Annotated in this window: 25 protein-coding genes and 1 tRNA gene; all 26 read right to left on the bottom strand. The window is 62.7% G+C overall.

Annotation, left to right across the window (positions count from 1 at the left end; translation table 11 throughout):
- Positions 1–50 precede the first annotated feature (50 nt).
- A complete protein-coding gene (locus tag U5A65_RS25245; RefSeq protein ID WP_321947966.1) occupies positions 51–521 on the bottom strand; it encodes a MaoC family dehydratase in 471 nt (156 codons plus the stop codon).
- Entirely contained in the window at positions 518–976 is a 459-nt protein-coding gene (locus U5A65_RS25240) for a MaoC family dehydratase (RefSeq protein ID WP_321914653.1), read from the bottom strand. Before U5A65_RS25240 ends, U5A65_RS25245 begins: the two co-directional genes overlap by 4 nt.
- Positions 977–1014: 38 nt before the next feature.
- Positions 1015–2139, bottom strand: coding sequence for an acyl-CoA dehydrogenase (locus U5A65_RS25235; RefSeq protein ID WP_321914654.1), 1125 nt, complete (start codon positions 2137–2139; stop codon positions 1015–1017).
- 11 nt (positions 2140–2150) lie between these two features.
- On the bottom strand, positions 2151–3347 hold the full coding sequence (locus U5A65_RS25230) for an acyl-CoA dehydrogenase family protein (RefSeq protein WP_321947964.1): 1197 nt from the start codon (positions 3345–3347) through the stop codon (positions 2151–2153).
- A 67-nt stretch (positions 3348–3414) separates the two neighbouring features.
- Positions 3415–3849: a DUF1178 family protein gene (locus tag U5A65_RS25225; RefSeq protein ID WP_321914656.1), complete on the bottom strand. Its 435-nt coding sequence runs from the start codon at positions 3847–3849 to the stop codon at positions 3415–3417.
- A gap of 211 nt (positions 3850–4060) precedes the next feature.
- Entirely contained in the window at positions 4061–4651 is a 591-nt protein-coding gene (locus U5A65_RS25220; protein WP_321936852.1) for an NUDIX hydrolase, read from the bottom strand.
- A 128-nt stretch (positions 4652–4779) separates the two neighbouring features.
- Positions 4780–5082 carry a DUF2818 family protein gene (locus U5A65_RS25215; RefSeq protein WP_321914658.1) on the bottom strand — a complete coding sequence of 101 codons (303 nt, stop codon included), beginning with the start codon at positions 5080–5082 and terminating at the stop codon, positions 4780–4782.
- Positions 5082–6554 (bottom strand): NADH-quinone oxidoreductase subunit NuoN, encoded by a 1473-nt coding sequence (nuoN, locus tag U5A65_RS25210; RefSeq protein ID WP_158757394.1) that lies wholly within the window; start codon positions 6552–6554, stop codon positions 5082–5084. Before nuoN ends, U5A65_RS25215 begins: the two co-directional genes overlap by 1 nt.
- A 24-nt stretch (positions 6555–6578) precedes the next feature.
- Positions 6579–8078, bottom strand: coding sequence for an NADH-quinone oxidoreductase subunit M (locus U5A65_RS25205; protein ID WP_321914659.1), 1500 nt, complete (start codon positions 8076–8078; stop codon positions 6579–6581).
- A gap of 23 nt (positions 8079–8101) precedes the next feature.
- A complete protein-coding gene (gene nuoL / locus U5A65_RS25200; protein WP_321936851.1) occupies positions 8102–10144 on the bottom strand; it encodes an NADH-quinone oxidoreductase subunit L in 2043 nt (680 codons plus the stop codon).
- A gap of 11 nt (positions 10145–10155) precedes the next feature.
- On the bottom strand, positions 10156–10461 hold the full coding sequence (nuoK, locus tag U5A65_RS25195; RefSeq protein WP_006052894.1) for an NADH-quinone oxidoreductase subunit NuoK: 306 nt from the start codon (positions 10459–10461) through the stop codon (positions 10156–10158).
- Positions 10462–10478: 17 nt separating this feature from the next.
- A complete protein-coding gene (locus U5A65_RS25190) occupies positions 10479–11183 on the bottom strand; it encodes an NADH-quinone oxidoreductase subunit J (protein WP_321914661.1) in 705 nt (234 codons plus the stop codon).
- Positions 11184–11358: 175 nt separating this feature from the next.
- Entirely contained in the window at positions 11359–11847 is a 489-nt protein-coding gene (gene nuoI / locus U5A65_RS25185; RefSeq protein ID WP_321947961.1) for an NADH-quinone oxidoreductase subunit NuoI, read from the bottom strand.
- A gap of 15 nt (positions 11848–11862) precedes the next feature.
- Positions 11863–12927 (bottom strand): NADH-quinone oxidoreductase subunit NuoH, encoded by a 1065-nt coding sequence (nuoH, locus tag U5A65_RS25180; RefSeq protein ID WP_321914663.1) that lies wholly within the window; start codon positions 12925–12927, stop codon positions 11863–11865.
- The gene (nuoG, locus tag U5A65_RS25175) at positions 12928–15261 is read right to left on the bottom strand and encodes an NADH-quinone oxidoreductase subunit NuoG (protein ID WP_321947959.1); all 2334 of its coding nucleotides are present in this window, start codon (positions 15259–15261) and stop codon (positions 12928–12930) included. It abuts the gene before it with no gap.
- Positions 15262–15362: 101 nt separating this feature from the next.
- Complete coding sequence (nuoF, locus tag U5A65_RS25170) at positions 15363–16691, bottom strand: NADH-quinone oxidoreductase subunit NuoF (RefSeq protein ID WP_321914666.1); 1329 nt, start codon at positions 16689–16691, stop codon at positions 15363–15365.
- Positions 16688–17173, bottom strand: a complete 486-nt coding sequence (nuoE, locus tag U5A65_RS25165; protein WP_321914667.1) for an NADH-quinone oxidoreductase subunit NuoE — start codon at positions 17171–17173, stop codon at positions 16688–16690. The genes nuoF and nuoE overlap by 4 nt, the downstream gene beginning before the upstream one ends.
- Positions 17174–17325: 152 nt before the next feature.
- The gene (locus U5A65_RS25160) at positions 17326–18579 is read right to left on the bottom strand and encodes an NADH-quinone oxidoreductase subunit D (RefSeq protein WP_133182092.1); all 1254 of its coding nucleotides are present in this window, start codon (positions 18577–18579) and stop codon (positions 17326–17328) included.
- Positions 18580–18588: 9 nt separating this feature from the next.
- Positions 18589–19194, bottom strand: a complete 606-nt coding sequence (locus tag U5A65_RS25155) for an NADH-quinone oxidoreductase subunit C (protein WP_321914668.1) — start codon at positions 19192–19194, stop codon at positions 18589–18591.
- A 22-nt stretch (positions 19195–19216) separates the two neighbouring features.
- The gene (locus U5A65_RS25150; RefSeq protein WP_027819582.1) at positions 19217–19696 is read right to left on the bottom strand and encodes a NuoB/complex I 20 kDa subunit family protein; all 480 of its coding nucleotides are present in this window, start codon (positions 19694–19696) and stop codon (positions 19217–19219) included.
- A gap of 72 nt (positions 19697–19768) precedes the next feature.
- Positions 19769–20128 (bottom strand): NADH-quinone oxidoreductase subunit A, encoded by a 360-nt coding sequence (ndhC, locus tag U5A65_RS25145; RefSeq protein ID WP_321914670.1) that lies wholly within the window; start codon positions 20126–20128, stop codon positions 19769–19771.
- Positions 20129–20292: 164 nt separating this feature from the next.
- Positions 20293–20377 (bottom strand) — tRNA-Leu (locus U5A65_RS25140).
- A gap of 109 nt (positions 20378–20486) precedes the next feature.
- Positions 20487–20900, bottom strand: coding sequence for a preprotein translocase subunit SecG (gene secG / locus U5A65_RS25135; RefSeq protein WP_321947957.1), 414 nt, complete (start codon positions 20898–20900; stop codon positions 20487–20489).
- Between the two features lie 101 nt (positions 20901–21001).
- Positions 21002–21784: a triose-phosphate isomerase gene (gene tpiA / locus U5A65_RS25130; RefSeq protein WP_321947955.1), complete on the bottom strand. Its 783-nt coding sequence runs from the start codon at positions 21782–21784 to the stop codon at positions 21002–21004.
- Between the two features lie 153 nt (positions 21785–21937).
- The gene (locus U5A65_RS25125) at positions 21938–22954 is read right to left on the bottom strand and encodes an NAD(P)H-quinone oxidoreductase (RefSeq protein WP_254343192.1); all 1017 of its coding nucleotides are present in this window, start codon (positions 22952–22954) and stop codon (positions 21938–21940) included.
- A 160-nt stretch (positions 22955–23114) separates the two neighbouring features.
- Positions 23115–25259: a polyribonucleotide nucleotidyltransferase gene (pnp, locus tag U5A65_RS25120; RefSeq protein WP_321914673.1), complete on the bottom strand. Its 2145-nt coding sequence runs from the start codon at positions 25257–25259 to the stop codon at positions 23115–23117.
- Positions 25260–25406: the final 147 nt, after the last annotated feature.

Genomic DNA, 25406 nt, shown 5'->3' with positions numbered 1-25406 from the left:
GCGCCCGCTTTGCAGCGGAGCGCCCCTTTTTTGTTGAGCGCGCAACCGCTTCAGAAGTAATGCCGCGTGATGAACTCCGCCACGCATGCGGGACGTTCGCTCTCCTCACGCTCGATGCTCACATCCCACACGACCTGCACGCCGCCGCGTTCCACGTCGCTCACTTCCTTCACCGCGATACGCGCACGCACTTTCGCGCCCACAGGCACCGGCTGCGTGAAGCGCACGCGGTTGAGCCCATAGTTCACGCCCATGCGCTGGCGCATATGCAGCGTTCCCCCGAGCAGCACAGGAATCAGCGAAAGCGTGAGAAAACCGTGGGCAATCGGGCCGCCGAACGGCGACTCGCGGCGCGCCCGTTCGGCGTCGATGTGGATCCACTGGTGGTCGCCCGTGGCATCGGCGAAACCGTGCACGTCCGCCTCATTCACTTCGCGCCAGCCGCTCACGAGCGGCCCCGCACCGATCAGCGCGCGCAATGCCGCCGCGTCGGCAATCTGCGTGACGTCTCCTTCACTCACGATGCACTCCCCGGATGGCGAAGGCCGAAGAGCGCCTTCGAACGCACGACCACGATCAGTTCGCCGTGCTGGTTATGGCCTTCCCACTGCGTTTCGACGATGCCGCGATCGGGCTTGCTCGCCGAAACGCGCTTGCTCAATATCGTGTTCGTCATCGTGAGCGTGTCGCCCACGCGCGTGGGCTTGAGCCAGCGAATCTCGTCGACGCCGGGCGAGCCCATTGAGGTCGAGTCCTTCAGGAAGTGACGCACGAGCATGCCCATCATGACCGAGCAGGTATGCCAACCGCTCGCGACGAGGCCGCCGAACATCGACGCTTCGCCACCGGCCTCGCTCACGTGGAATGGCTGCGGATCGAACTGCTCCGCGAAATGCACCACCTCGTCGCGGCCAAACGTGTGCGAACCGACCGCATAGCGTTTGCCCACTTCGAGATCTTCGAAACTCAAACCCATCCATTTTCTCCGCTGATGTTGCTCGCTGCCGCCGCGCGTTACGCTGCCTGCGCGAAACCGGGCAGCGAGGCGAAGCGTTCAAGATGATGATCGACATCACCGAGCGTCGTTTCGATAATCGCGAGACGCTTGAACAAGTGCGCGGCCGCCACTTCGTTGGTGACGCCCATGCCGCCGTGCAGTTGCACGGCCTGCTGGCCGATGAAACGCGCCGCCTGGCCAACGCGCACCTTCGCCGCCGAAATCGCACGGCGCCGCTCGTCGGCGGATTCGCTACTGTAACGCGCGGCAGCGAGATAAGTCAGCGAGCGGGCCTGTTCCGCGTGGATCAGCATCTCGGCCATGCGGTGCTGCAGCGCCTGGAAGCGCGCGATCGGCACGCCGAACTGCTGGCGCGTTTTCGTGTACTCGACCGTGGCGTGGTTGAGCGCGTCCATGGCGCCCACGGCTTCCGCGCACAGCAGGAACGTGGCGTAGTCGGCAATCTTTTCCCACGTCGTCGCGCCCGCGCTTGGGTCGCCAAGACGACGCGCAGGCGCTTCCTTGAAGGTCAACGTTGCCGCGTGCTGGCCGTCGATCGTGCGGTAGTCGCTCACCTCGACGCCCTTCGCATCGCGCGCGATAACGAAGAGCGCCACCTCGCCCGCGAACCGTGCCGGCACGATCCAGTAGTCGGCCTGGGCACCGTGCTGCACGACCGATTTCGTGCCGGTGAGCGCGAAGCCGTCGCCGGTCTCCTTCGCCTGCGTTTCCAGCGAGAACAGGTCATAGCGCGACTGCGGCTCATGGAAGGCAGCGGCAAGCTTGATCTCGCCCAAGGCAACGCGTTCGAGCAGCGCAGCATTTTCGGCGTCGGCCACACCCGTGAGCTTGAGCGCCTCGACGCCTACCGCGGTTGCCCAGTACGGCTCGATCACGAGCGCGCGTCCCAGTTCCTGCATGACGACAAGCATATCGAACGGTGCGCCGTCGAAGCCGCCCTGATCCGCCGGCACCGGCAGCGCGGTCAGGCCAAGTTCGACGAACGCGTTCCAGTGCGCGTCCGACACGCCCGCAGGCGTCTTCACGATCGCCTGGCGCGCTTCGAAGCCATAGTTCTTGTCGAGATAGCGACGCAGCGCGTCGGCGAGTTGCTGCTGCTCTTCGGTGAAATTGAAGTTCATTGCGCCGCTCCTCAAATACCCAGAATCATCTGCGAGATGATGTTCTTCTGAATTTCGTTCGATCCGCCGTAGATCGACGTCTTGCGATAGTTGAAGTAGTACGCCGCGAGCGGCGCCGCGTCGTCGTCGCCGCCTGCCGCGTGTTCGTGCTCGCCCTCCAGGAAAGCCGGATCGAACGCCGCAGCGAGTGGGCCTATCGCATCGACCATCAGCTCGGTCAGCGCCTGCTGGATCTCCGTGCCCTTGATCTTGAGCATCGACGCTTCGGGACCGGGGCCGCGCCCGTTGGAGGCGCTCGCGATCACGCGCTCGGCGGTCACTTCGAGCGCCATCAGTTCGATCTCGACGGCGGCCACGCGCGCCGCGAACACGGGATCTTCCAGCAGCGGCTTGCCGTGTTTCTTCTGCTTGAGCGCGACGCCCTTGAGGAATGCCAGTTCGCGGTTCGACGCGCCCACGCGCGCGATGCCCGTGCGCTCATGACCAAGCAGATACTTCGCGTAAGTCCAGCCGCGGTTCTCCTCGCCAACGAGATTCTCGACGGGCACCTTCACGTCTTCGAAAAATACTTCGTTAACCTCATGATCTTCATCGAGCGTGATGATCGGACGCACGGTAATGCCGGGCGTTTTCATGTCGATGAGGAGGAACGAAATGCCTTCCTGCTTCTTGGCCGCGGGATCGGTGCGCACGAGGCAGAACATCATGTCGGCGTGCTGGCCGAGCGTGGTCCAGGTCTTCTGGCCGTTCACGACGTAGTGATCGCCTTCGCGAACGGCACGTGTGCGCAGCGAAGCAAGATCGGAACCCGAGCCCGGCTCTGAGTAGCCCTGGCACCACCAGTCGTCACCGGATAGGATGCGCGGGAGATAGCGGCGCTTTTGGGCCTCGTTGCCGTACTTCATGAGCACGGGCGCGACCATCGAAACACCGAACGGCAGCACCGGCGGCGCGCCGATGCGACCACACTCGGCGTCCCAGATGTGGCGTTGCGCTTCGGTCCAGCCGGGGCCGCCCCATTCTGTTGGCCACGCAGGCGCGGACCAGCCCTTCTTCCCTAGCAGCTTGTGCCAACTGGCGATGTCGTCGCGCGAGAGGCGCTTGTGGTTGAGAACCTTGTTGCGCATCGCTTGAGGCAGGTTGGCCTCGAGCCAGGCGCGGATTTCGGCGCGGAATGCGTCGTCGGCGGGGGTGTAGTCCAGATCCATGCGCTATGTCTCCTGGCCGCGGCCGGTGCGAAGCATTCCTCGCGCCGCGGCGAAGACCCGCATGACATTATTGCAGCGGACCCTTCAACGCGGCCGGAACCGGCAGCGGCATCACATCGATGCCTTCTTCGACGAGAGCTTGCGCATCTTCCGCGGAAGCGACTCCACGGATGTTGCGCGACGGCGCTTCGTTGTAGTGAATGCGCCGCGCCTCCTCGGCGAAACGGTCGCCTACGTTCTCCGTCTTATCGAGGACCTCGCGGATCACACGCATCGCATGCGCCTGCCATTGCGCCGCCTGCTCCTGCGGCGACGCTTTCGGCGTTTCGCTCGCGCCGGACAGGTTCAACCGGGGCGCGGACGGCAAGCGGGTCACGTGGGTGGCGCCGCACATCGGACATTCGACCAGCTTGCGGGACAGTTGCGATTCGAAATCGTCAACCGATGCGAACCAGCCTTCAAACCGATGTCCGTCTGGACACTGTAAATCGAGGACCTTCATGGGAATCGAGGCTTGCGATGAGTTTAGCGCAAATCGTAAATTTGTGAACGACCGTTCGAAAAAATTCCTGCGGCCAGGCACCGGGATTTTCCCGGGGGTTCGATTGTAGCGCTGCTCGGGCGAGCGCGCTGAAGGTGCTTGGTGCGCGCAGAAGCGACAACGGCGGCCGCGAGGCCGCCGTTGATCGGGTGTTCGACGCAGCGGCTAGCTGTCAGCCCTGCTCCGCCTTCGCGAGCGGCCACGCGCCCGACAGCGCCTTTTCGAGCCAGAACGTACCGATGATCGTCTTCACGTCGGTGATCTTGCCCGTGCGCACCCATTCGAGCAGTTCGGGAACCGTCGCCGTGAAGGTTTCGAGAAACTCGCCGTCGTCGAGCTGCGCCGCGCCTGCCGTCAGCCCGCGTGCGAGATAGATGTCGATGAACTCGGTCGAGTACGAAATCACCGGATGGATCTGCGTGAGATAGACGTACTCGCGTGCCGTATAGCCCGTCTCTTCCTTGAGTTCGCGGATCGCGCAGGCGAGCGCGCCTTCCTGCGGATCGAGCTTGCCAGCCGGGAATTCCGTCATCACGCGCGAGAGCGGGTAGCGGTACTGGCGCTCCATCAGCACGCGGCCGTCATCGAAGAGCGGGATCACCATTACCGCGCCGGGATGCTGAACGTACTCGCGCGTGGCGTGCTTGCCGTCCGGCAACGCGACCGTGTCGCGCTTCAGGGTAAGAAAATTGCCCGCGTAGAGCGTCGTGCTTTCCACGCACGTCTCGGCGAGCGCCGGGTCGTGTTGATGATGTTCAGCCATAGTCAGCCTCGTGGGTGCTCAGAATAGTCGGGAAGCCGCGGGCGCGCCGCAAGAAGTGAAGTCGGACAGACTGCCGGCCGGACTTCCGGGACGCACAGCACGTGCCGGCCGCGGGCCGGCCACGCGCATCACGCCGGGCGGCGTTTGATGAGATATTGCCAGGTGAAGCCGGGAAACGCGAACACGACAAAAAGACTGAAGGTGATCGCGTAGAACTGCCAGCCCTGGTCAAAACGGTTGCCGGCGCGCGCCTCCAGCAGGAAGCCGAACGCACCGACCACAAAATACAGCACGATCATTTCAGCAATGCGAATCCACGCACTCTTCTTCGGTGCGCGAAGCGGCACGACGCCGAACAATCGCTGGTTGAGGAACGGCAGGTTGGCGCCCGCGAGCGCCAACAGCACGATGAACCAACCCGCTGCCGACATTAGAGCGGCAGCGTGTGCGTAACGGCTTGCAGGCAGACCGACATCAGCGGGCCCGGGATGATGCCCAGCACGAGCACCGCCACGCCATTGAGCGTGAGCAGCGCGCGGTTGCATGCGTGACTTTCGATCGGTGCTTCGTCCTGCGGTGCGTCGAAGTACATCAGCTTGACGATACGCAGGTAATAGAACGCGCCGAACAGCGACGTGATCACGGCGAGCACGGCAAGCCACGTGAGGCCGGCGTTCATGGTCGCTTCGAGCACGGCGAGCTTCGCGTAGAAGCCGACCGTCGGCGGAATACCGGCGAGCGAGAACATCATGAGCATCATGACGAACGCGAACACGGGGTTGCGCTGGTTCAAGCCCTTGAAGTCGTCGATCGTTTCCGCTTCGAAATCGCGACGCGAGAGCAGCATGACCACGCCAAACGCGCCGAGCGTCGTGATGAGGTAGACGATGCTGTAGAACATGGCCGAACTGTATGCGCTGGCCGCGCCCGTCGCCTTGTTGTCGACGATACCGGCGAGCAGGCCGAGCAGCACGAAGCCCATGTTCGAAATGGCCGAGTACGCGAGCATACGCTTGACGTTGCGCTGCACGATACCCGTGATGTTGCCCACGATCATCGAAAGCGCGGCGAGGATGATCAGCATCTCTTGCCAGTCCACTGCCAGCGGCAGCAGGCCCATCACGAGGAAGCGCACGGCCCACGCGAATGCCGCGACCTTCGGGCCGCCGCCGGTGAGCAGCGTCATGGCCGTAGGCGCGCCTTGATAGACGTCGGGCACCCACATATGGAATGGCACCGCGCCCATCTTGAACGCGACGCCGGCGACGATGAACACCACGCCGAACAGCAGGACGATATCGTTGATATGGCCCGACGCCACGGCCTTGAACACTTCGTTCAGTTCGAGCGAGCCGGTCGCGCCGTACAACATCGAGATGCCATAGAGCAGGAAGCCCGAAGCGAGTGCGCCCAGCACGTAGTACTTCATCGCGGCTTCGTTCGACTGAGTCGCGTCACGGCGCAGTGCAATGACCGCGTAGAGCGAGAGCGACATCAGCTCGAGGCCGAGGTACAGCGTGAGGAAGTTGTTGCCCGAGATCATTGTGATCTGGCCGAGCAGCGAGAACATGCCAAGCAGGAAGAACTCGCCCCTGAACATGTCGCGGTCTTCGAGGTACTTGCGCGAGTACACGATCGACACGGCGTAGCCGAGCGTGACCACCGACTTCATCGCGCTTGCGAACGGATCGATCACGTACATGCGCGTGAAGTAGTAGTACACGTGCGGATCGAACGCGTTCACCGCAAACCAGATACCGGCTATGACCGTAGTCAGCAGCGCGATGAAATAGGTTGTGCGACGGCCCGAAGGGCCGGTGAACGTGTCGTTGAGCCACGCGACGACGAGGCCGGTCATCACCAGCGCGTCGGGTAGCAGAGCGTTCAAAGGGGCGTTTGGCATGATCTTTTGTTCCTCCGCTCGGTATTACTGTGACAGCGGCAGTTTCGACACTGCGACGTGGGAGAGGAGGTTTTCCACGGAAACGTGCATCACATCGGTAAAGGGCTTCGGGTAGATGCCCATGAAAAGCGTAAACAGCGCGAGCACCGCAAGCATGAAGTATTCGCGACTGTTGATGTCCTTCAGCTCGCGAACATGGTCGTTCGCGACGGCGCCGAAGTACACCCGCTTGTACATCCACAACGTATAGGCCGCGCCCAGGATCAGCGTGAACGCCGCCCCGAAAGCGATCCAGAAGTTGTACTTCACGGCAGCCAGAATCACCATGAATTCGCCGACGAATCCAGAGGTGCCCGGCAGACCGCAGTTGGCCATGGCGAACAGCATGACCAACGCCGCGAACTTCGGCATGGTGTTGACCACACCGCCGTAGTCCGCGATATCGCGTGTGTGCATACGGTCATACAGCACACCGATGCACAGGAACATGGCGCCCGAGACGAAGCCGTGCGAGATCATCTGGATGATCCCGCCTTCCATCGCGAGCTGGCTCGACGGGCCGAACATAAAGAAGCCGAGCGTGACGAAGCCCATGTGGGCGATCGACGAATACGCGACCAGCTTTTTCATGTCCGACTGCACCATCGCCACGAGGCCGATGTAGATCACCGCGATCAAGGACAGCGTGATGATGACCGGCGCCAGGTAGTGACTCGCGTCCGGCGTGACCGGCAGCGAGAAACGCAGGAAACCGTACGCGCCGAGCTTGAGCATGATCGCGGCCAGCACGACCGAGCCGCCCGTGGGCGCTTCGACGTGCGCGTCCGGCAACCACGTGTGGACCGGCCACATCGGCACCTTGACGGCAAACGCGAAGAAGAACGCGACGAACAACAGGATCTGCGGCGTCATGGCGATCTTCGCGGCCTGCCACGAGGCGAGGTCGAAGGTCCCGGTAATGCGGTACAGGTACAGCAACGCGACCAGCATGAGCAGCGAACCGGCCAGCGTGTAGAGAAAGAACTTGAACGCTGCGTACACACGGTTCGGTCCGCCCCACACGCCGATGATGATGTACATCGGAATGAGCGTGGCTTCAAAGAACACGTAGAACAACAGACCGTCGGCGGCGCAGAAAACGCCGATCATGATGCCCGACAGGATGAGGAACGACGCGTAATACTGCGCGACGTTCTTCGTAATGACCTGCCAGCCCGCGATCACGACGATCACGGTGATGAGCGCCGTGAGCACGACGAACCACATCGCAATGCCGTCGACGCCCAGGTGATACGCAATGTTGAACCGCTCGATCCAGACCGTCTTCTCCTCGAATTGCAGCGAAGCCGTAGTCGTATCGAAGCCCGTAACGAGCGGGATGGTGACGAGGAAACTAAGCACCGAACCGATGAGTGCGAGCCAGCGGTCCGCACTCGGATTCCGACGGGAACCCACTACAAGAACGATGATGCCGAATACGATCGGCATCCAGATCGCAATACTGAGAATCGGAGTTGCGTGCATGCGTTTCCTCGTCTTATTTTGCCTTATTTGCCGCTGAGCGTTACAAACAGGGTGAGGAGGCCAAGCATGCCAATAATCATGGCAAATGCGTAGTGGTAGATATAGCCGGATTGCAGGAAACGAATGACAGTTGCAAACCAGCCGATAAACTTGGCGCTCCCGTTTACGACGCCGTCGATCACGACGACATCGCCCTCCTTCCACAGACCGCGACCGATAGCGACTGCTCCGCGAGCGAAGACGATTTCGTTGATCTTGTCGAGGTAATACGCGTTTGCCAGCAGCTTGTAGACCGGCGCGAACGTACGCGACACGACGGTCGGCAGATCCGGGCGCTTCATGTAGAAGAACCACGCCACCACCACACCGGCGAGTGCGAGCCACACCGGCAGACCCGAGAACGCATGCGCGCCCATCGCGGCCCAGCCCTGGAATTCCTTGCCCATTTCCGCGAGCGCTTCGTGGTTCTCGCCAACGAAGATGACGTTCTGGAACGCCACGCCATGCGAGAAGAAGTCACCGAAGAGCAGCGGCTGGATCGCGAACGCACCGGCGATCACCGAGGGGATCGCGAGCAGAACGAGCGGCACCCAGATGACCCACGGCGACTCGTGCGGCACGTGCACGTGGTGTTCGTCGTGGCCATGGCCATGCCCGTGGGCGGCTTCGATCGCCATCGGCGATTCGGGATGCTTCGGACCGCGGAAGCGCTCTTCACCGTGGAACACGAGGAAGTACATACGGAACGAGTACAGCGCCGTGACGAACACGCTTGCCACCACTGCGAAGTACGCGAAGCCCGAACCCGGCAGGTGCGAGAGCTTCACGGCGTCGATGATCGAATCCTTCGAGTAGAAGCCCGAGAAGAACGGCGTGCCGATCAGCGCGAGCGAACCGACGAGCGACGTGATCCACGTAATGGGCATGTACTTGCGCAGGCCGCCCATGTTGCGCATGTCCTGGTCGTGGTGCATGCCGATGATGACCGAACCCGCGCCGAGGAACAGCAGCGCCTTGAAGAACGCGTGCGTCATCAGGTGGAAGATCGCGACCGGGTAAGCCGACACGCCGAGCGCGACCGTCATGTAGCCGAGCTGCGAGAGCGTGGAGTACGCGACCACGCGCTTGATGTCGTTTTGCACGACGCCAAGGAAACCCATGAAGAGCGCGGTGATAGCGCCGATCACAACGATGAACGAAAGTGCCGTTTCCGAAAGCTCGAACAGCGGCGACATGCGCGCGACCATGAAGATACCGGCCGTCACCATGGTTGCCGCGTGAATCAGCGCGGAGATCGGCGTCGGGCCTTCCATCGAGTCCGGGAGCCAGACGTGCAGCGGGAACTGCGCCGACTTACCCATCGCGCCGATGAACAGGCAGATACACGCAACGGTGAGCAGGTTCCACGAGGTGCCCGGGAACGTCAGTGCGGAGAGCTCATGACCCCGCGCGAAGATGTCGTTGTAGTTCAGCGAGCCGCCGTACGCGAGCAGCAGGCCGATGCCGAGCAGGAAGCCGAAGTCGCCCACGCGGTTCACGAGGAACGCCTTCATGTTCGCGTAGATGGCGCTTTCACGCTTGAAGTAGAAGCCGATCAGCAGGTACGAGACGAGACCCACCGCTTCCCAGCCGAAGAACAGCTGCAGGAAGTTGTTGCTCATCACGAGCATCAGCATCGAGAACGTGAAGAGCGCGATGTACGAGAAGAAGCGCTGGTAGCCCTCTTCTTCCGCCATGTAGCCGATCGTGTAGATGTGGACCATCAGCGACACGAAGGTCACGACGACCATCATGAGCGCCGTCAACGAGTCGATGAGGAAGCCGACTTCGAACTTCAGGCCGCCTACCGACATCCATTCGTAGACCGTTGCGTTGAAGCTCGCACCGCCCATCACGTCGAACAACGTGATGCACGACAGCACGAACGCAATCGCGACGCCAAGAATGGTCACCGTATGCGCGCCCGCGCGCCCGACCGTCTTGCCGAACAAACCGGCAATGAGAGAACCGGCGAGTGGCGCCAGCGGGATCGCCAGCAATAAGGTTTCGTTGAGTGTTGTTGCCATAGCAGCCTGCCTTAGCCTTTGAGCTGATCGAGGTCCTCGACGTTGATCGTGTCGAGGCTGCGGAACAGAGTCACAAGAATAGCCAGACCAATCGCGGCTTCCGCTGCCGCAACAGTTAGCACGAAGAACACGAAAATCTGTCCGTGAACGTCACCGAGGTAATGCGAGAACGCGACGAAGTTCGTGTTCACCGCCAACAGCATCAGCTCAATCGCCATCAGGATGATGATGACGTTGCGCCGATTGAGAAAAATGCCAACGATCGAGATCGCAAAAAGGATCGCGCCGAGGACGAGGTAATGGGCCAGTGTCAGCATGGTTCGCTCCTTCGCGCTTAGCTCTTCGTTGCCGGTGCAGCCGCGGGTGCGGCGCTCGCGCCTGCCGCGGGCGCAGCCCCGGCTTCGGCTTGCGCCGGTTCCGCCGGCTCCGGCACTTCGACGACCGGCTGCATCTTCACGAGGCGCACGCGGTCCTGGCGACGCACGCTGACCTGCTTCGACACGTCCTGGCGCTTCGAGTCTTTCGGCTCGCGCACGGTCAGCGCGATGGCCGCGACGATCGCCACCAGCAGCACGAGGCCGGCGACTTCGAAGGCGAAGATGTAGTCGGTGTAGATGATCTTGCCGATCAGGTGCGCGTTCGAGATCGCGGCGGCGGCAGCCGGCGTGGTGTCGGGCACCGGCGTGCTCGTCGCGCCGTAGCCGTGCCACAGGATCAGCGCGGTTTCGATCACGATGATCGCGCCCACGATGGTCGCCACCGGGATGAAGCGCTTGAAGTCGCGGCTCAGCACGTCGATGTTGATGTCCAGCATCATCACCACGAACAGGAACAGCACCATCACCGCGCCCACATAGACAAGCACCAGCAGGATCGCGAGGAATTCAGCCTCGAGCAGCATCCAGATCGCGGCCGCGTTGAAGAACGCGAGCACGAGGAAGAGCGCAGACGCGACAGGATTGCGCGAAGTGATCACCTTCAGCCCTGACAGCGTGAGCAGCAGCGCGAAGATGTAGAACAGGACGGTCGTGAATTCCATGATTACTGGTTCATCGTTGAGGCCTTCGTGAAGCGGATTGCGCGGCGCAAACTGGCGGCCAGACCAGGGAGCGTCGCGCCGCGGCGGTCAGGCTGCGGTAACTCGCGGGCGTTCAGCACACGCGTTCCCCACAGCCGGCCCGGACCGCGGGCCGATGCAGCGTCAAACTGAAAGATCAACGGTACGGTGCATCCGCTGCCTTGTTCGCCGCGATCTGGGCTTCATAGCGATCGCCAACGGCCAGCAGCATATCCTTCGTGAAATACAGATCGCCGCGCTTCTCGCCGTGATACTCGAGAATGTGCGTTTCGACGATCGAGTCGACCGGGCAGCTCTCTTCGCAGAAACCGCAGAAGATGCACTTGGTCAGGTCGATGTCGTAACGCGTCGTGCGGCGCGTGTTGTCCTCGCGCACTTCCGATTCGATCGTGATCGCGAGCGCGGGGCACACGGCCTCGCACAGCTTGCACGCGATGCAGCGCTCTTCGCCATTTTCATAGCGGCGCAGCGCATGCAGACCGCGAAAACGCGGGGAAATAGGCGTCTTTTCTTCCGGAAACTGCACCGTGAACTTGCGCTTGAACGTGTAACGACCCGTCAGCGCGAGGCCCTTGAGCAGTTCGGTCAGGAAAAACGTCTTGAAGAAGCTTTGGATAGCGTTCATGGTTGTGTTCGCCCCTTATTTCCAGATGCTCAACGGCGACATGTACCAGAAGCCGACCACGATCAGCCACACGATGCACACCGGAATGAACACCTTCCAGCCGAGACGCATGATCTGGTCATAGCGATAGCGCGGGAACGTCGCGCGGGCCCAGATGAAAACCGACAGCAGGCAGAAGACCTTCAGCACCAGCCAGAACACGCCCGGGATGAAGTCGAGGAACGCGAACGGAGCGCTCCAGCCGCCGAGGAACAGCACCGAGGCGAGCGCCGAGATCACGATCATGTTGATGTACTCGGCGAGGAAGAACAGCGCGAACGCCATACCCGAGTAATCGATCATGTGACCCGCGACGATTTCCGACTCCCCTTCCACCACGTCGAACGGGTGGCGGTTCGTTTCGGCAAGGCCCGAGATGAAGTAGACGACGAACATCGGCAAGAGCGGCAGCCAGTTCCACGAGAGGAACGTGATGCCCCAGCTCGCGAACATGCCGCGCATCTGGCCTTCGACGATCACCGAAAGATTCAGGCTGCCCGACACCATCAACACGACGACGAGCGCGAAGCCCATCGAAATTTCGTACGACACCATCTGCGCCGCGGCGCGCATGGCGCCGAGGAACGCGTACTTCGAGTTCGAGGCCCAGCCCGCGAGAATCACGCCGTAGACGCCGATCGACGAGATCGCCATCGCGTAGAGCAGGCCCGCGTTGATGTCGCCGAGCACCGCGCCCGCCTGGAACGGAATCACCGCCCAGACCGCGAACGCCGGCACCACCACCATGATCGGCGCGACCATGTAGATCCAGCGGCTTGCCTGCGCGGGCTGAATCACTTCCTTCAGGAGCAGCTTCAGCACGTCGGCGATCGGCTGCAGCAGACCTGCCGGGCCCACGCGGTTCGGACCGAGACGCACGTGCATCCAGCCGATCAGCTTGCGCTCCCAGAGGATCAGGTACGCGACGCACAGCAGGATCACCACCGCGACGACGAGAATGCGCACCAGCGCCCACACGGTGGGCCAGGCCACGCCGAGCAGCTGGCTGCCGCCTGCATTGATCGTATCGAACAAGCTCATTTACGCCTTCTCCACCAGCAGTTCACCGAACAGGCTGCCGAGTTGCGCACCGGCAGGCGTCGCCGCCGACACGCGCACCACCGTCGGCGCAAGATTCGCATCGCGCGTTGCAGGCGCCGTCACCGACAGATCGCCCTGGCGCACGCGCACGGCGTCGCCTTCCTTCAGGCCGAGCTGGTCGAAGTATGCCGCCGGCAGGCCGATCGCGTTCGCCACGCGGGCAGCCGTGGTGAGCTGCAGCGCTTCGCCGCGGCGCACGATGGGATCGGCGTGGTAAATCGGCACGTCGGCGATGCGTTCGAAGCGGCCTTCCGCGGCTTTCGCGAGGCTGCCGCGCGCAATCGTAGCGCTGGCCTTGTTCGACAGACGGCCTTCGAAGCTGCCGTCGCCGATTGCCTTGCGGCGCACTTCTTCAGCCGTGTCGTACTCGAAGCCCTTCGCGCCGAGCAGCGTGCCGAGCACGCGCAGGACCTTCCACGCCGGACGCGTGTCGCCGAGCGGGCGCACGACGCCGTTGAACGTCTGAGCCGTGCCTTCGGCGTTGATGAACGTACCCGAGGTTTCCGTGTACGGCGCGATGGGCAGCAGCACGTCGGCGTAGTCGAGGCCCGTCTTGTACGGCGAGAACACGGCGACCATTTCGGCCTGCGCGAGCGCGGCGCGCGCGGCTGCCGGGTTTGCCGTGTCGAACTCCGGTTCGACGTTGAAAAGCAGATAGCCCTTGCGCGGCTGCTCGAACGCTTCGCGTGCGTTCAGGCCGTCGCGGCCCGGCAGTGCGCCGGCAATGTGCGCGCCAACCGTGTTGGCGGCTTCCGTGAGGAAGCCAAGCGTCGCGCCCGTCGTTTCGGCGATGAACTGCGCAGCGGCATGCAGGCGCGAGAATTCCGGATGCTGCACCGCGGCGTTGCCAAGCAGCACGTAGCGGCGCTCGCCGCTTGCGAGCGAGGCGGCAACTTGCTTCGCGGCTTCGGTAGCCTGTGCGCCCGCGAAGCCTTCCGGCAGCGCAACGCCCTTCGCTTGCGCAACAGCCGCTGCGATTGCAGCAAGTTCGTCGAGCCATGCCGAGGGCGCGGCGACGATGCGCTGCGCGTTCGGGATCAACGAGCCGTCAGCGGTGGCTTGCAGGAAGCTGACCTGTGCACCGCCCTTCGCGGCCTGGCGCAGACGCGCGGCGAACAGCGCGTGATCGCGGCGCAGGAACGAGCCGATCACGAACGCCGAGTCGGCGTACGAGAGTTCGGCGATCTTCGTGCCGAGCCACGGCGCGCCTTCCAGCGGCGCCGAGAAGTCGCTCTGACGCAGGCGGAAGTCGACGTTCGGCGTGCCGATCGCGTCCGCGAACTGCTTCGCGAGATACAGTTCTTCGAGCGTGCTGTGCGGGCTTGCGAGCAGCGCAAGCTGGTTCTCGCCGTGCTCGTCGCAAATGCCCTTGATGCCCTTGACGACGTATTCCAGCGCGGTCTGCCAGTCGGTCTCGATCCACTCACCGCCCTGCTTGATCATCGGGCGCGTGAGACGCTCTTCGCTGTTCAGGCCTTCATACGAGAAGCGGTCCTTGTCCGAGATCCAGCATTCGTTGATGGATTCGTTCTCGAACGGCAGCACGCGCATCACGCGGTTGTTCTTCACCTGCACGACGAGGTTCGCACCCGTCGCGTCATGCGGGCTTACCGACTTGCGACGCGACAGTTCCCACGTACGCGCCGAGAAGCGGAACGGCTTGCTCGTGAGCGCGCCGACCGGGCACAGGTCGATCATGTTGCCCGAGAGTTCCGAGTCGACCGTCTTGCCGACGAACGAGGTGATTTCCGAGTGCTCGCCGCGGCCGAGCATGCCCAGCTCCATCACGCCGGCGATTTCGTCGCCGAAGCGCACGCAGCGCGTGCAGTGGATGCAGCGCGACATCTCTTCCATCGAGATGAGCGGACCGACGTTCTTGTGGAACACCACGCGCTTTTCTTCGCTGTAGCGCGAGGCGGACTTGCCGTAACCGACGGCCAGATCCTGAAGCTGGCATTCGCCGCCCTGATCGCAGATCGGGCAGTCGAGCGGGTGGTTGATCAGCAGGAATTCCATCACGGCTTGCTGGCCCTGCACAGCCTTGTCCGACATGGTGCGCACGACCATGCCTTGCGACACCGGCGTCGCGCACGCGGGCACGGCCTTCGGCATCTTCTCGACATCGACGAGACACATCCGGCAGTTGGCCGCGATGGACAGCTTCTTGTGATAGCAGAAGTGCGGGATGTACGTGTCCACGCGCTGAGCAGCCTGGATCACCATGCTGCCCTCGGGCACCTGCACCTTCTTGCCGTCTATTTCAAGTTCAACCATGATGGTTAATCGTCCCTAACCTGTTGCCGCTCAATTTCACAGCGGTCTACCCCGTTGCGTCGTGCTACGCGGTTCGAACACAACACACTGTCCTTCGCCCCTTAGGCGGCCACCGTTTCCGAGGCCGCGTGCGAGCCGGCATGACCGCCGACGAGACAACGCTTGTTGTGCACGTGATATTCGAATTCGTCCCAGTAGTGCTTGAGCATGCCGCGCACCGGCATGGCTGCCGCGTCGCCGAGCGCGCAGATCGTGCGGCCCATGATGTTGCCGGCCACCGAGTTCAGCAGGTCCAGGTCTTCCTGGCGGCCCTCGCCGTGCTCGATGCGGTTCACCACGCGATACAGCCAGCCCGTGCCTTCGCGGCACGGCGTGCACTGGCCGCACGACTCTTCGTAATAGAAGTACGAGAGGCGCAGCAGCGAGCGCACCATGCAACGCGTTTCGTCCATGACGATGACCGCGCCCGAGCCGAGCATCGAGCCCTGCTTGGCGATGGCGTCATAGTCCATGTCGGTCTGCATCATCAGGTCGCCCGGAATGACCGGCGCCGACGAGCCGCCCGGAATCACAGCCTTCAGCTTCTTGCCGCCGCGCACACCGCCGGCGAGCTCCATGAGCGTCGCGAACGGGGTGCCGAGCGGGATCTCGTAGTTGCCCGGACGCTCCACGTCGCCCGAGATCGAGAAGATCTTCGTGCCGCCGTTGTTCGGCTTGCCGAGCTCCATGTACGTTTGCGGACCCACGGTCAGCAGGAACGGCACCGCGGCGAAGGTCTCGGTGTTGTTGATCGTCGTGGGCTTGCCGTACACGCCGAAGCTCGCCGGGAACGGCGGCTTGAAGCGCGGCTGGCCCTTCTTGCCTTCGAGCGACTCCAGCAGCGCGGTTTCCTCGCCGCAGATGTACGCGCCATAGCCATGGTGAGCGTGCAGCTGGAACGAGAAGTCCGTGCCGAGAATGTTGTCGCCGAGATAGCCCGCCTGGCGCGCTTCTTCCAGCGCAGCCTCGAAGCGGCGATACACCTCGAAAATTTCGCCGTGGATGTAGTTGTAGCCCACGGTGATGCCCATCGCGTACGCGCCGATGGCCATGCCTTCGATCACGCTATGCGGATTCCAGCGCAGGATGTCGCGGTCCTTGAACGTGCCCGGCTCACCCTCGTCCGAGTTGCAGACGAGATACTTCTGCCCCGGGAACTGGCGCGGCATGAAGCTCCACTTCAGGCCCGTCGGGAAGCCCGCACCGCCGCGGCCGCGCAGACCGCTCGCCTTCACGTCGGCGATCACCTGCTCGGGCGGAATCTTTTCTTCGAGAATACGGCGCAGCTGCTTGTAGCCGCCGCGCGCGACGTAGTCTTCGAGATGCCAGTTCTCGCCGTTGAGGCCCGCGAGAATCAGCGGTTTGATGTGACGGTCGTGCAACGAAGTCATTTCGAAAGCTCCTCGAGCAGCTGGTCGATCTTCGCGCGGCTCATGAAGCTGCACATGCGGTGATTGTTCACGAGCATCACCGGTGCATCGCCGCAGGCGCCCATGCACTCACCTTCTTTCAAGGTGAACTTGCCGTCGGGCGTGGTTTCGCCGAAGTCGATACCGAGCTTCTGCTTCAGGTATTCGGCGGCGCTTTCCGAGCCGCCTTCCGGGCCGAGCTGGCACGGCAGATTCGTACAGAGCGTGATCTTGTGCTTGCCGACAGGCCTCGTCTCGAACATCGTGTAGAACGTGGCAACTTCCTGGACCGCGACAGGCGGCATGCCGATGTACTCGGCCACGAACTGCATGATTTCGGGGGACAGCCAGCCATGCTCTTCTTGAGCCACGGCCAAAGCCGCCATCACGGCGGACTGTCGCTGATCGGCGGGGTACTTCGTCAACGCGCGATCGATTTCTTTCAGGCCTTCAGCTGAGATCATTTTCAGACACGACTCTTTCAATTCCTACCGTTTCTATTCCCGCCACACAAACACCCGCCGCGCGTTAGCCAACCTGCTCGCTGCGACGGACGTGGCGTTCCCGGTATTTCGCAGAGCGCCCTTCTTCACCGGGCGCACTGCCAGTTTGCTGCTTAGCGATCAATCTCACCGAACACGATGTCCTGTGTGCCGATGATCGTGACCGCGTCGGCAATCATGTGGCCGCGCGCCATTTCATCGAGCGCGGACAGGTGGGCATAACCCGGCGCACGGATCTTCAGACGATAAGGCTTGTTCGCACCATCTGACACCAGGTAGATGCCGAATTCACCCTTCGGATGTTCGACGGCAGCGTACGCCTCGCCTTCGGGCACGTGGAAGCCTTCCGTAAAGAGCTTGAAGTGGTGAATCAGCTCTTCCATGTTCGACTTCATGTTCACGCGCGAAGGCGGCGCAACCTTGTGATTGTCGATCATCACGGGGCCCGGATTCTTGCGCAGCCACTCAATGCACTGTTTCGCAATGCGTGTGGACTGGCGCATTTCTTCGACGCGCACGAGATAGCGGTCGTAGCAGTCGCCGTTCACGCCCACCGGAATGTCGAAGTCCATCTGGTCGTAGACTTCATACGGTTGCTTCTTGCGCAGATCCCACTCGATGCCCGAACCGCGCAGCATCGCGCCCGTGAGACCCAGCTGCATGGCGCGCTCTGGGCTCACCACGCCAATGCCGACCAGACGCTGCTTCCAGATACGGTTGTCGGTGAGGAGCGTTTCGTACTCGTCGACGCAACCCGGGAAGCGCGTGAAGAAGTCGTCGATAAAGTCCAGCACGGAGCCCTGGCGCGCCTCGTTCATGCGGGCGAGCGCCTTCTCGTTGTGGATCTTCGACGCCTTGTATTGCGGCATGGCGTCCGGCAGATCGCGATACACGCCGCCCGGACGATAGTAAGCCGCGTGCATGCGCGCGCCCGAGACCGCCTCGTAGACGTCCATCAGGTCTTCGCGCTCGCGGAACGCGTAGAGGAACACCGCCATCGCGCCGACGTCGAGTGCATGCGAGCCGATCCACATGAGGTGGTTCAGCACGCGCGTGACTTCGTCGAACAGCACGCGGATGTACTTCGCGCGAATCGGCACTTCGATGCCGAGCAGCTTTTCGATGGCAAGTACATAGCCGTGCTCGTTGACCATCATCGACACGTAGTCGAGACGGTCCATGTACGGCACCGACTGGATGAACGTCTTGCTTTCGGCGAGCTTTTCCGTCGCGCGATGCAGCAGACCGATGTGCGGATCGGCGCGCTGGATCACTTCACCGTCGAGCTCGAGCACGAGGCGCAGCACACCGTGCGCTGCCGGGTGCTGCGGGCCGAAGTTGAGCGTGTAGTTCTTGATCTCTGACATGCGACCCTCTTAGTGTTTCTTCAGACCGCCGTAGCGATCTTCGCGGATCACACGCGGCGTGATCTCGCGCGGCTCGATCGTGACGGGCTGGTAGACCACGCGCTTCTGCTCCGGGTCGTAACGCATTTCGACATAGCCCGAAACCGGGAAGTCCTTGCGGAACGGGTGGCCGATGAAACCGTAGTCGGTCAGGATGCGGCGCAGGTCGGGGTGGCCTTCGAAGACGATGCCGAACAGGTCGAACGCCTCGCGCTCGTACCAGTTGGCCGAATTCCAGATCTCGACGAGCGAGGGCACGATAGGCACTTCGTCGTCCGGCGCGAACACGCGCAGACGCACGCGCCAGTTGTTCGCGAGCGAGAGCAGATGCGACACCGCGGCGAAGCGCGGGCCTTCCCATGCGCCGTCACCGAAGGTCTGATAGTCGACGCCGCACAGGTCGATCAGTTGCTCGAAGCGCAGCGAGGGATTGTCGCGCAGCTCCTTGGCCACCGCGAGGGATTCGCCTGCCTTGACGACGAGCGTCAGTTCGCCGAGCGCCTCGGTGAGGCTGACGATGCGCGCGCCAAGGGCCGCTTCGAGGTTCGCTTTCAGGGTCTCGAGTTTGCTTGCCATATTGTGGGGAGGCACGCGGCCTTTATTGACGGGCGATGGTGCTGGTGCGGCGAATCTTCGCCTGCAACTGGATCACCCCGTAGACCAGGGCTTCCGCTGTCGGCGGGCATCCCGGCACATAAACGTCGACCGGCACGATGCGATCACAGCCGCGCACGACCGAATACGAATAGTGGTAGTAGCCGCCGCCGTTGGCGCACGACCCCATCGAAATGACCCAGCGCGGCTCGGCCATCTGGTCGTAGACCTTGCGCAGCGCGGGCGCCATCTTGTTGCACAGCGTGCCGGCGACGATCATGACGTCCGACTGACGCGGGCTCGGACGGAACACCACGCCGAAACGGTCAAGGTCATAACGGGCCGCGCCCGCGTGCATCATCTCGACCGCGCAACACGCCAGACCGAACGTCATCGGCCACAGCGAGCCGGTGCGCGTCCAGTTGATCAGCTTGTCAGCCGTGGTGGTGACAAACCCTTCCTTCAAGACCCCTTCGATACTCATGTGCTTTCCACTCCAGACGGACAGCCCACAGTTTCCCCGCAGTGCCGCCCATACAATCCGGCGATTAACCCATTATTCCCAGTCGAGACCGCCCTTCTTCCAGATGTAGGCAAAGCCCAGCAGGAATTCGAGCAGAAACAGCATCATCGACAGAAAGCCCGGCCAGCCGATATCGCGCAGGGCCACACCCCACGGAAACAGGAACGCGGTTTCGAGGTCGAAGATGATGAAAAGAATGGCGACCAGGTAGTAGCGTACGTCGAACTTCATTCGGGCGTCTTCGAAGGCTTCGAAGCCGCACTCGTACGGCGAATTTTTTTCGCTGTCTGGTCGGTTGGGACCGAGGACCTTGCCGATCGTCACTAGCGCTACGCCCAGACCAAGACCTACGAGGAGGAACAGAAGGACGGGGAAATAGGCAGCGAGGTTCAAGGCTATCCTCTATATCGGTTGGTTCTGAGGTTCCGCTGGAACTTGCATCGCTCCGCGGGAATCACTTCACGTACTTCGCGCTGCGAACAGAAAACGAACACGACGTAAGAAGCAAAAATGCCAGCCGAAGCTGAAGCAAGCGGCTGGCATTTTTTAGATAACATTGGTGCCGACGGCGAGACTCGAACTCGCACAGCTTTCGCCACTACCCCCTCAAGATAGCGTGTCTACCAATTTCACCACGTCGGCACTGCATGCAATCCGGGACAACAATTATTGCAACCCGCGAATCGCTTCAAGACTTAGATTCTAACTTGTTTCCGTTCTTTGTTCAACGCACAAAACAAGTTTTTCAAATTTATTTCGGAACGTCGTTACCCGGTTGCGAGGCTGCTGCAGCCGGCGAAGCCGCCGCCGCGGCGGTCGCGCCAGGAGCCGATGCAACCGCCGCCGAAGCAGCTGGCACCGAGGCCGAATTCACCTGCGCCGGGGCTGGAACCGAAGCGCCAAGCACGCCCGCCGAAGGCTTCGCATGATACGACCCCAGGTAAGTTAACGCAAGGGTCGATACGAAAAACACCGTTGCGAGAACTGCGGTAGTACGCGAAAGGAAGTTCGCGGAACCGCTCGCGCCGAACAGGCTGCCCGACGCGCCGCTGCCAAAAGCGGCACCCATGTCCGCGCCTTTGCCGTGCTGCAGCAAGACGAGGCCGATCACCCCGAGCGCCGACAGAAGCTGGACGACGATAATCAACGTTTTCAAATACAGCATCACACTCACCTGAGTCCTGGTTGAACGCCCGCCCCTCCCGGAGCAAACGCATTAGCAGCCCGCACGACGCGTTTTATTTCGAATGCTTCGTGCGCAAGCCTTTAGCTCGCGACGCTGGCGCCCGCCGTAGCGGCCGCGCAGATCGCAAGGAAATCACCCGCTTTGAGCGACGCACCGCCGATCAGGCCACCGTCGATGTCGGCCTGACGGAAGAGCTCCGCCGCATTTTCCGGCTTCACGCTGCCGCCGTAGAGCAGCGGCACGTCCGCCACTTGCGCGCCCTTGGCGGCGAGGCGCGCGCGCAGGAACGCATGCACCTGCTGGGCCTGCTCCGAGCTTGCGCTCTTGCCCGTGCCGATCGCCCAGACCGGCTCGTAAGCGACGACGATACGCGCCGCTTCTTCAACCGGCAGCACGGCCAGCACCGCATCGATCTGTGCGCCGACCACGCGCTCGGTTGCACCCGATTCGCGTTCTTCGAGCGTCTCGCCCACGCAGACGATAGGCGTGAGGCCCGCCGCCAGCGCGCGCTGCGTCTTCACGGCGACGAGTTCGGAGCTTTCGCCGTGATAAGCGCGACGTTCCGAGTGACCAACGATCGCAAAAGCCGATTCGAAGTCGGCGATCATGCCTGCCGCGACCTCGCCCGTATAGGCACCCTGCTCGTGCGCCGAAACGTCCTGCGCACCCCACTGAACCCGGCTGCCGCCGAGCAGCGCCTGCGCCTGCGCGAGATACGGAAACGGCACACACACACCGACATGCACGTCCGGGGCCAGCGCCTGCGCACCGCGCGCAACGCCTTCCAGCAGTGCCGCATTGGCCGCGAGGCGGCCATGCATCTTCCAGTTACCGACTACGAGCTTCGATCGTTGTTTCGTCATTGTTCCGGTTGCTGTTAAAAGCGGACGCAAAACACATAATTTTACTGCGTGAAATCCAGGCGGGTCAAACCGCCCCGCCTGTGACACACAAAAAATACGCGAAAAAAATCCCGAAAAATCAAGCGCGAGCGATTCGCCCGCGCCGATATGCCGTCAGGCCGCGCTGCTCCAGTCGAGCATGATCTTGCCGATATGCTCGCTGCTTTCCATCAACGCATGGGCTTCGGCGGCCTGCGCGGCCGGAAATACGCGGAACACGACGGGTTTGATACGACCCTCTTCGATGAGGGGCCAGACCTTCGCCTTGAGTTCCTGAGCAATCTGCGCCTTGAACTCCACCGAGCGTGCGCGCAGTGTCGAACCGGTCACCGTGAGCCGGCGGCGCAGGATCTCGCCCATGTTGAGTTCGGCCTTGGAGCCGCCGAGCGTCGCGATCAGCACGATGCGGCCACCGGTCGCGAGCGCGGAAAGCTCGCGCGCCACATAGCCGCCGGCGACCATGTCGAGAATCACATCCACGCCGCGGTCGTTCGTGAGCGCCTTCACGACCTCGACGAAATCGCTGGTGCGGTAGTTGATGGCGCGGTCGGCGCCAAGCGCCTCACAGGCATGACACTTGTCGTCGGAACCTGCGGTGGCGAACACGCGAAAGCCAAGGGCATGCGCGATCTGGATCGCCGTCACGCCGATGCCGCTCGAGCCGCCTTGCACGAGCAGCGTCTCGTTTTCGCCGCCCTCGCCCTGGCCGAGGTAGGCGCGCTGGAATACGTTGCTCCAGACCGTGAAGAAGGTTTCGGGCAGCGAGGCCGCCTCGACATCCGTGAGCCCCTTCGGCACCGGCAGGCATTGCCCGAGCGGCGCAACCGCGTATTCGGCGTAACCGCCGCCGGCGATCAGCGCGCACACCCGGTCGCCAATCTTCAGCCCGAACGGATTGTTCTTCTCATCGATCGAGCCGCCAACGATCTCGCCCGCGACCTCGAGCCCCGGCAGGTCGGAAATGCCCGGCGGAGGCGCATACGAGCCCTTGCGCTGGAACACGTCGGGACGGTTCACGCCCGAGGCGCTCACCTTGATCAGCACCTCGCCGGCCTTCGGCTCAGGGGTTGGCCGTTCGGCCAGCTTGAGCACGTCCGGCGCACCGAATTCCGTAATCTCGACAGCCTTCATCTCGCGTCTCCTCAGCGCCTCGCGCCCCAATCTGGGCGCCTCCATCTGAATGGCAGTACGCATGCGGCGCGATTGACGTGTGCGCACTGCCATTCATCCTCATTGTCATGAAAAACGGCCGGCGCGTTATGCACGCTGCCGGCCGTTGGAGCTTACTGCCTTACTGCTGCGGCTCGCCCTGCGGTGCGCCATTCGCCTGCTCGTTGAGCAGCGCCTTGGCGGACAGGCGCACGCGGCCCTTCTCGTCCGTCTGGATGACCTTGACCTTCACGACCTGGCCTTCCTTCAGATAGTCGTTGATGTCCTTGATACGCTCGTTGGCGATCTCGGAGATGTGCAGCAGACCATCCTTGCCCGGCAGCAGGTTCACGATCGCGCCGAAGTCCAGCAGCTTGAGGACCGCGCCTTCGTACACCTGGCCCACTTCGATTTCGGCCGTGATGTTCTCGATGCGCTTCTTCGCTTCGGCCATGCCTTCGCTCGACGTCGAAGCGATGGTCACGACGCCGTCGTCCGAAATGTCGATCGTCGTGCCGGTTTCTTCGGTCAGCGCGCGGATCACCGAACCGCCCTTGCCGATCACGTCGCGGATCTTTTCCGGGTTGATCTTGATGGTGATCATGCGCGGAGCATACGCCGACAGCTCCGTGTTCACGCCCGACACCGCCGAGGTCATCTTGCCGAGGATGTGCATACGGCCTTCCTTCGCTTGCGCGAGGGCGACCTGCATGATTTCCTTCGTGATGCCCTGGATCTTGATGTCCATCTGCAGCGCGGTTACGCCAGCTTCCGTACCCGCCACCTTGAAGTCCATGTCGCCGAGGTGATCTTCGTCGCCGAGGATGTCGGTCAGCACGGCGAACTTGTTGCCTTCGAGGATCAGGCCCATCGCGATGCCCGCGACGTGCGCCTTCATCGGCACGCCGGCGTCCATCAGCGCGAGGCAGCCGCCGCACACCGAAGCCATCGACGACGAACCGTTCGACTCGGTGATTTCCGAGACCACGCGGATCGAGTAGCCGAACTCTTCGGCGCTCGGCAGGCACGCGACGAGCGCGCGCTTGGCCAGACGGCCGTGGCCGATTTCACGGCGCTTGGGCGAACCCACGCGGCCCGTTTCGCCGGTCGCGAACGGAGGCATGTTGTAGTGGAGCATGAAGCGGTCGCGGTACTCGCCTTCGAGCGCGTCGATGATCTGCTCGTCGCCCTTGGTGCCGAGCGTCGCCACGACCAGCGCCTGCGTTTCGCCACGCGTGAACAGCGCCGAACCGTGGGTACGCGGCAGAACGCCCGTGCGGATCTCGATCGGGCGCACGGTGCGCGTGTCGCGGCCGTCGATACGCGGCTCGCCGTTCAGGATCTGCGAACGGACGATCTTCGCTTCGAGGTCGAACACGATGTTGCCGACCGTGGCCTTGTCGGCCGCCGTCGTGCCGGCCGCAGCGGCTTCTTCTTCGAGCTTGGCCGACGTGGCTGCGTAGACTTCCTTCAGCTTGGTCGAACGCTGTTGCTTGTCGCGCAGTTGGTAAGCGGCGAGCAGGCTGTCGTTGGCGATAGCCGTGACGCGCGCGATGAGCGCTTCGTCCTTCGGCGCCGGCGTCCAGTCCCACTCGGGCTTGCCGCCGTCACGCACCAGTTCGTGGATCGCGTCGATGGCGGTTTGCATTTGCTCGTGGCCGAACACGACCGCGCCGAGCATCACGTCTTCCGGCAGCTGGTCGGCTTCCGATTCCACCATCAGCACCGCACGCTCGGTACCGGCCACGACGAGGTCGAGGCGCGAGTCCTTGATCTGCGCGCGCGTCGGGTTCAGCACGTACTCGTTGTTGATGTAGGCCACGCGTGCGGCGCCCACCGGGCCGTTGAACGGCAGACCCGAAATGGCCAGCGCAGCCGACGCGCCGATCAGCGCGGGGATGTCAGCCGGGATTTCCGGGTTGATCGACAGGACGTGGATAACGACCTGGACTTCGTTGTAATAGCCTTCCGGGAAGAGCGGACGCAGCGGGCGGTCGATCAGGCGCGAGATCAGCGTCTCGCCTTCCGACGGACGGCCTTCACGGCGGAAGAAGCCACCCGGGATCTTGCCGGCCGAATAGGTCTTCTCGATGTAGTCGACGGTGAGCGGGAAGAAGTCCTGACCCGGCTTGGCGGTCTTCGCGCCGACGACGGTCGCGAGCACGACGGTGTCTTCGACGTCGACGATGACAGCACCGCTGGCCTGACGGGCGATTTCACCCGTTTCGAGGCGCACGTTGTGCTGGCCCCATTTGAATTCCTTCACGACTTTATTGAACATGGTCATGGTCACTCACTCCTTACTCATTTGTTATGCACCGCCCGCACACGCGGACGATGCGGCAAGACAGGCTCCGGCACCGCGCAGGAAGAGGAGTGTTATGCCATTCCAGCGAAGCGCGAGGTTGCGGCGCATCGCCGCTCACGATCTGCT

The organism is Paraburkholderia sp. J10-1 (assembly GCF_905220165.1).
Lineage (GTDB): Bacteria > Pseudomonadota > Gammaproteobacteria > Burkholderiales > Burkholderiaceae > Paraburkholderia.
The sequence above is the reverse complement of the archived record's forward strand: the minus strand, read 5'-3'. Positions and strand labels throughout refer to the sequence as shown.

Bases quoted from the DNA above. Each gene is read 5' to 3' on its own strand.
- U5A65_RS25240 (WP_321914653.1), bottom strand. From the start codon at position 976: ATGGGTTTGAGTTTCGAAGATCTCGAAGTGGGCAAACGCTATGCGGTC.
- U5A65_RS25235 (WP_321914654.1), bottom strand. From the start codon at position 2,139: ATGAACTTCAATTTCACCGAAGAGCAGCAGCAACTCGCCGACGCGCTG.
- U5A65_RS25230 (WP_321947964.1), bottom strand. From the start codon at position 3,347: ATGGATCTGGACTACACCCCCGCCGACGACGCATTCCGCGCCGAAATC.
- U5A65_RS25225 (WP_321914656.1), bottom strand. From the start codon at position 3,849: ATGAAGGTCCTCGATTTACAGTGTCCAGACGGACATCGGTTTGAAGGC.
- U5A65_RS25220 (WP_321936852.1), bottom strand. From the start codon at position 4,651: ATGGCTGAACATCATCAACACGACCCGGCGCTCGCCGAGACGTGCGTG.
- U5A65_RS25215 (WP_321914658.1), bottom strand. From the start codon at position 5,082: ATGTCGGCAGCGGGTTGGTTCATCGTGCTGTTGGCGCTCGCGGGCGCC.
- nuoN (WP_158757394.1), bottom strand. From the start codon at position 6,554: ATGCCAAACGCCCCTTTGAACGCTCTGCTACCCGACGCGCTGGTGATG.
- U5A65_RS25205 (WP_321914659.1), bottom strand. From the start codon at position 8,078: ATGCACGCAACTCCGATTCTCAGTATTGCGATCTGGATGCCGATCGTA.
- nuoL (WP_321936851.1), bottom strand. From the start codon at position 10,144: ATGGCAACAACACTCAACGAAACCTTATTGCTGGCGATCCCGCTGGCG.
- nuoK (WP_006052894.1), bottom strand. From the start codon at position 10,461: ATGCTGACACTGGCCCATTACCTCGTCCTCGGCGCGATCCTTTTTGCG.
- U5A65_RS25190 (WP_321914661.1), bottom strand. From the start codon at position 11,183: ATGGAATTCACGACCGTCCTGTTCTACATCTTCGCGCTGCTGCTCACG.
- nuoI (WP_321947961.1), bottom strand. From the start codon at position 11,847: ATGAACGCTATCCAAAGCTTCTTCAAGACGTTTTTCCTGACCGAACTG.
- nuoH (WP_321914663.1), bottom strand. From the start codon at position 12,927: ATGAGCTTGTTCGATACGATCAATGCAGGCGGCAGCCAGCTGCTCGGC.
- nuoG (WP_321947959.1), bottom strand. From the start codon at position 15,261: ATGGTTGAACTTGAAATAGACGGCAAGAAGGTGCAGGTGCCCGAGGGC.
- nuoF (WP_321914666.1), bottom strand. From the start codon at position 16,691: ATGACTTCGTTGCACGACCGTCACATCAAACCGCTGATTCTCGCGGGC.
- nuoE (WP_321914667.1), bottom strand. From the start codon at position 17,173: ATGATCTCAGCTGAAGGCCTGAAAGAAATCGATCGCGCGTTGACGAAG.
- U5A65_RS25160 (WP_133182092.1), bottom strand. From the start codon at position 18,579: ATGTCAGAGATCAAGAACTACACGCTCAACTTCGGCCCGCAGCACCCG.
- U5A65_RS25155 (WP_321914668.1), bottom strand. From the start codon at position 19,194: ATGGCAAGCAAACTCGAGACCCTGAAAGCGAACCTCGAAGCGGCCCTT.
- U5A65_RS25150 (WP_027819582.1), bottom strand. From the start codon at position 19,696: ATGAGTATCGAAGGGGTCTTGAAGGAAGGGTTTGTCACCACCACGGCT.
- secG (WP_321947957.1), bottom strand. From the start codon at position 20,900: ATGCTGTATTTGAAAACGTTGATTATCGTCGTCCAGCTTCTGTCGGCG.
- tpiA (WP_321947955.1), bottom strand. From the start codon at position 21,784: ATGACGAAACAACGATCGAAGCTCGTAGTCGGTAACTGGAAGATGCAT.
- U5A65_RS25125 (WP_254343192.1), bottom strand. From the start codon at position 22,954: ATGAAGGCTGTCGAGATTACGGAATTCGGTGCGCCGGACGTGCTCAAG.
- pnp (WP_321914673.1), bottom strand. From the start codon at position 25,259: ATGACCATGTTCAATAAAGTCGTGAAGGAATTCAAATGGGGCCAGCAC.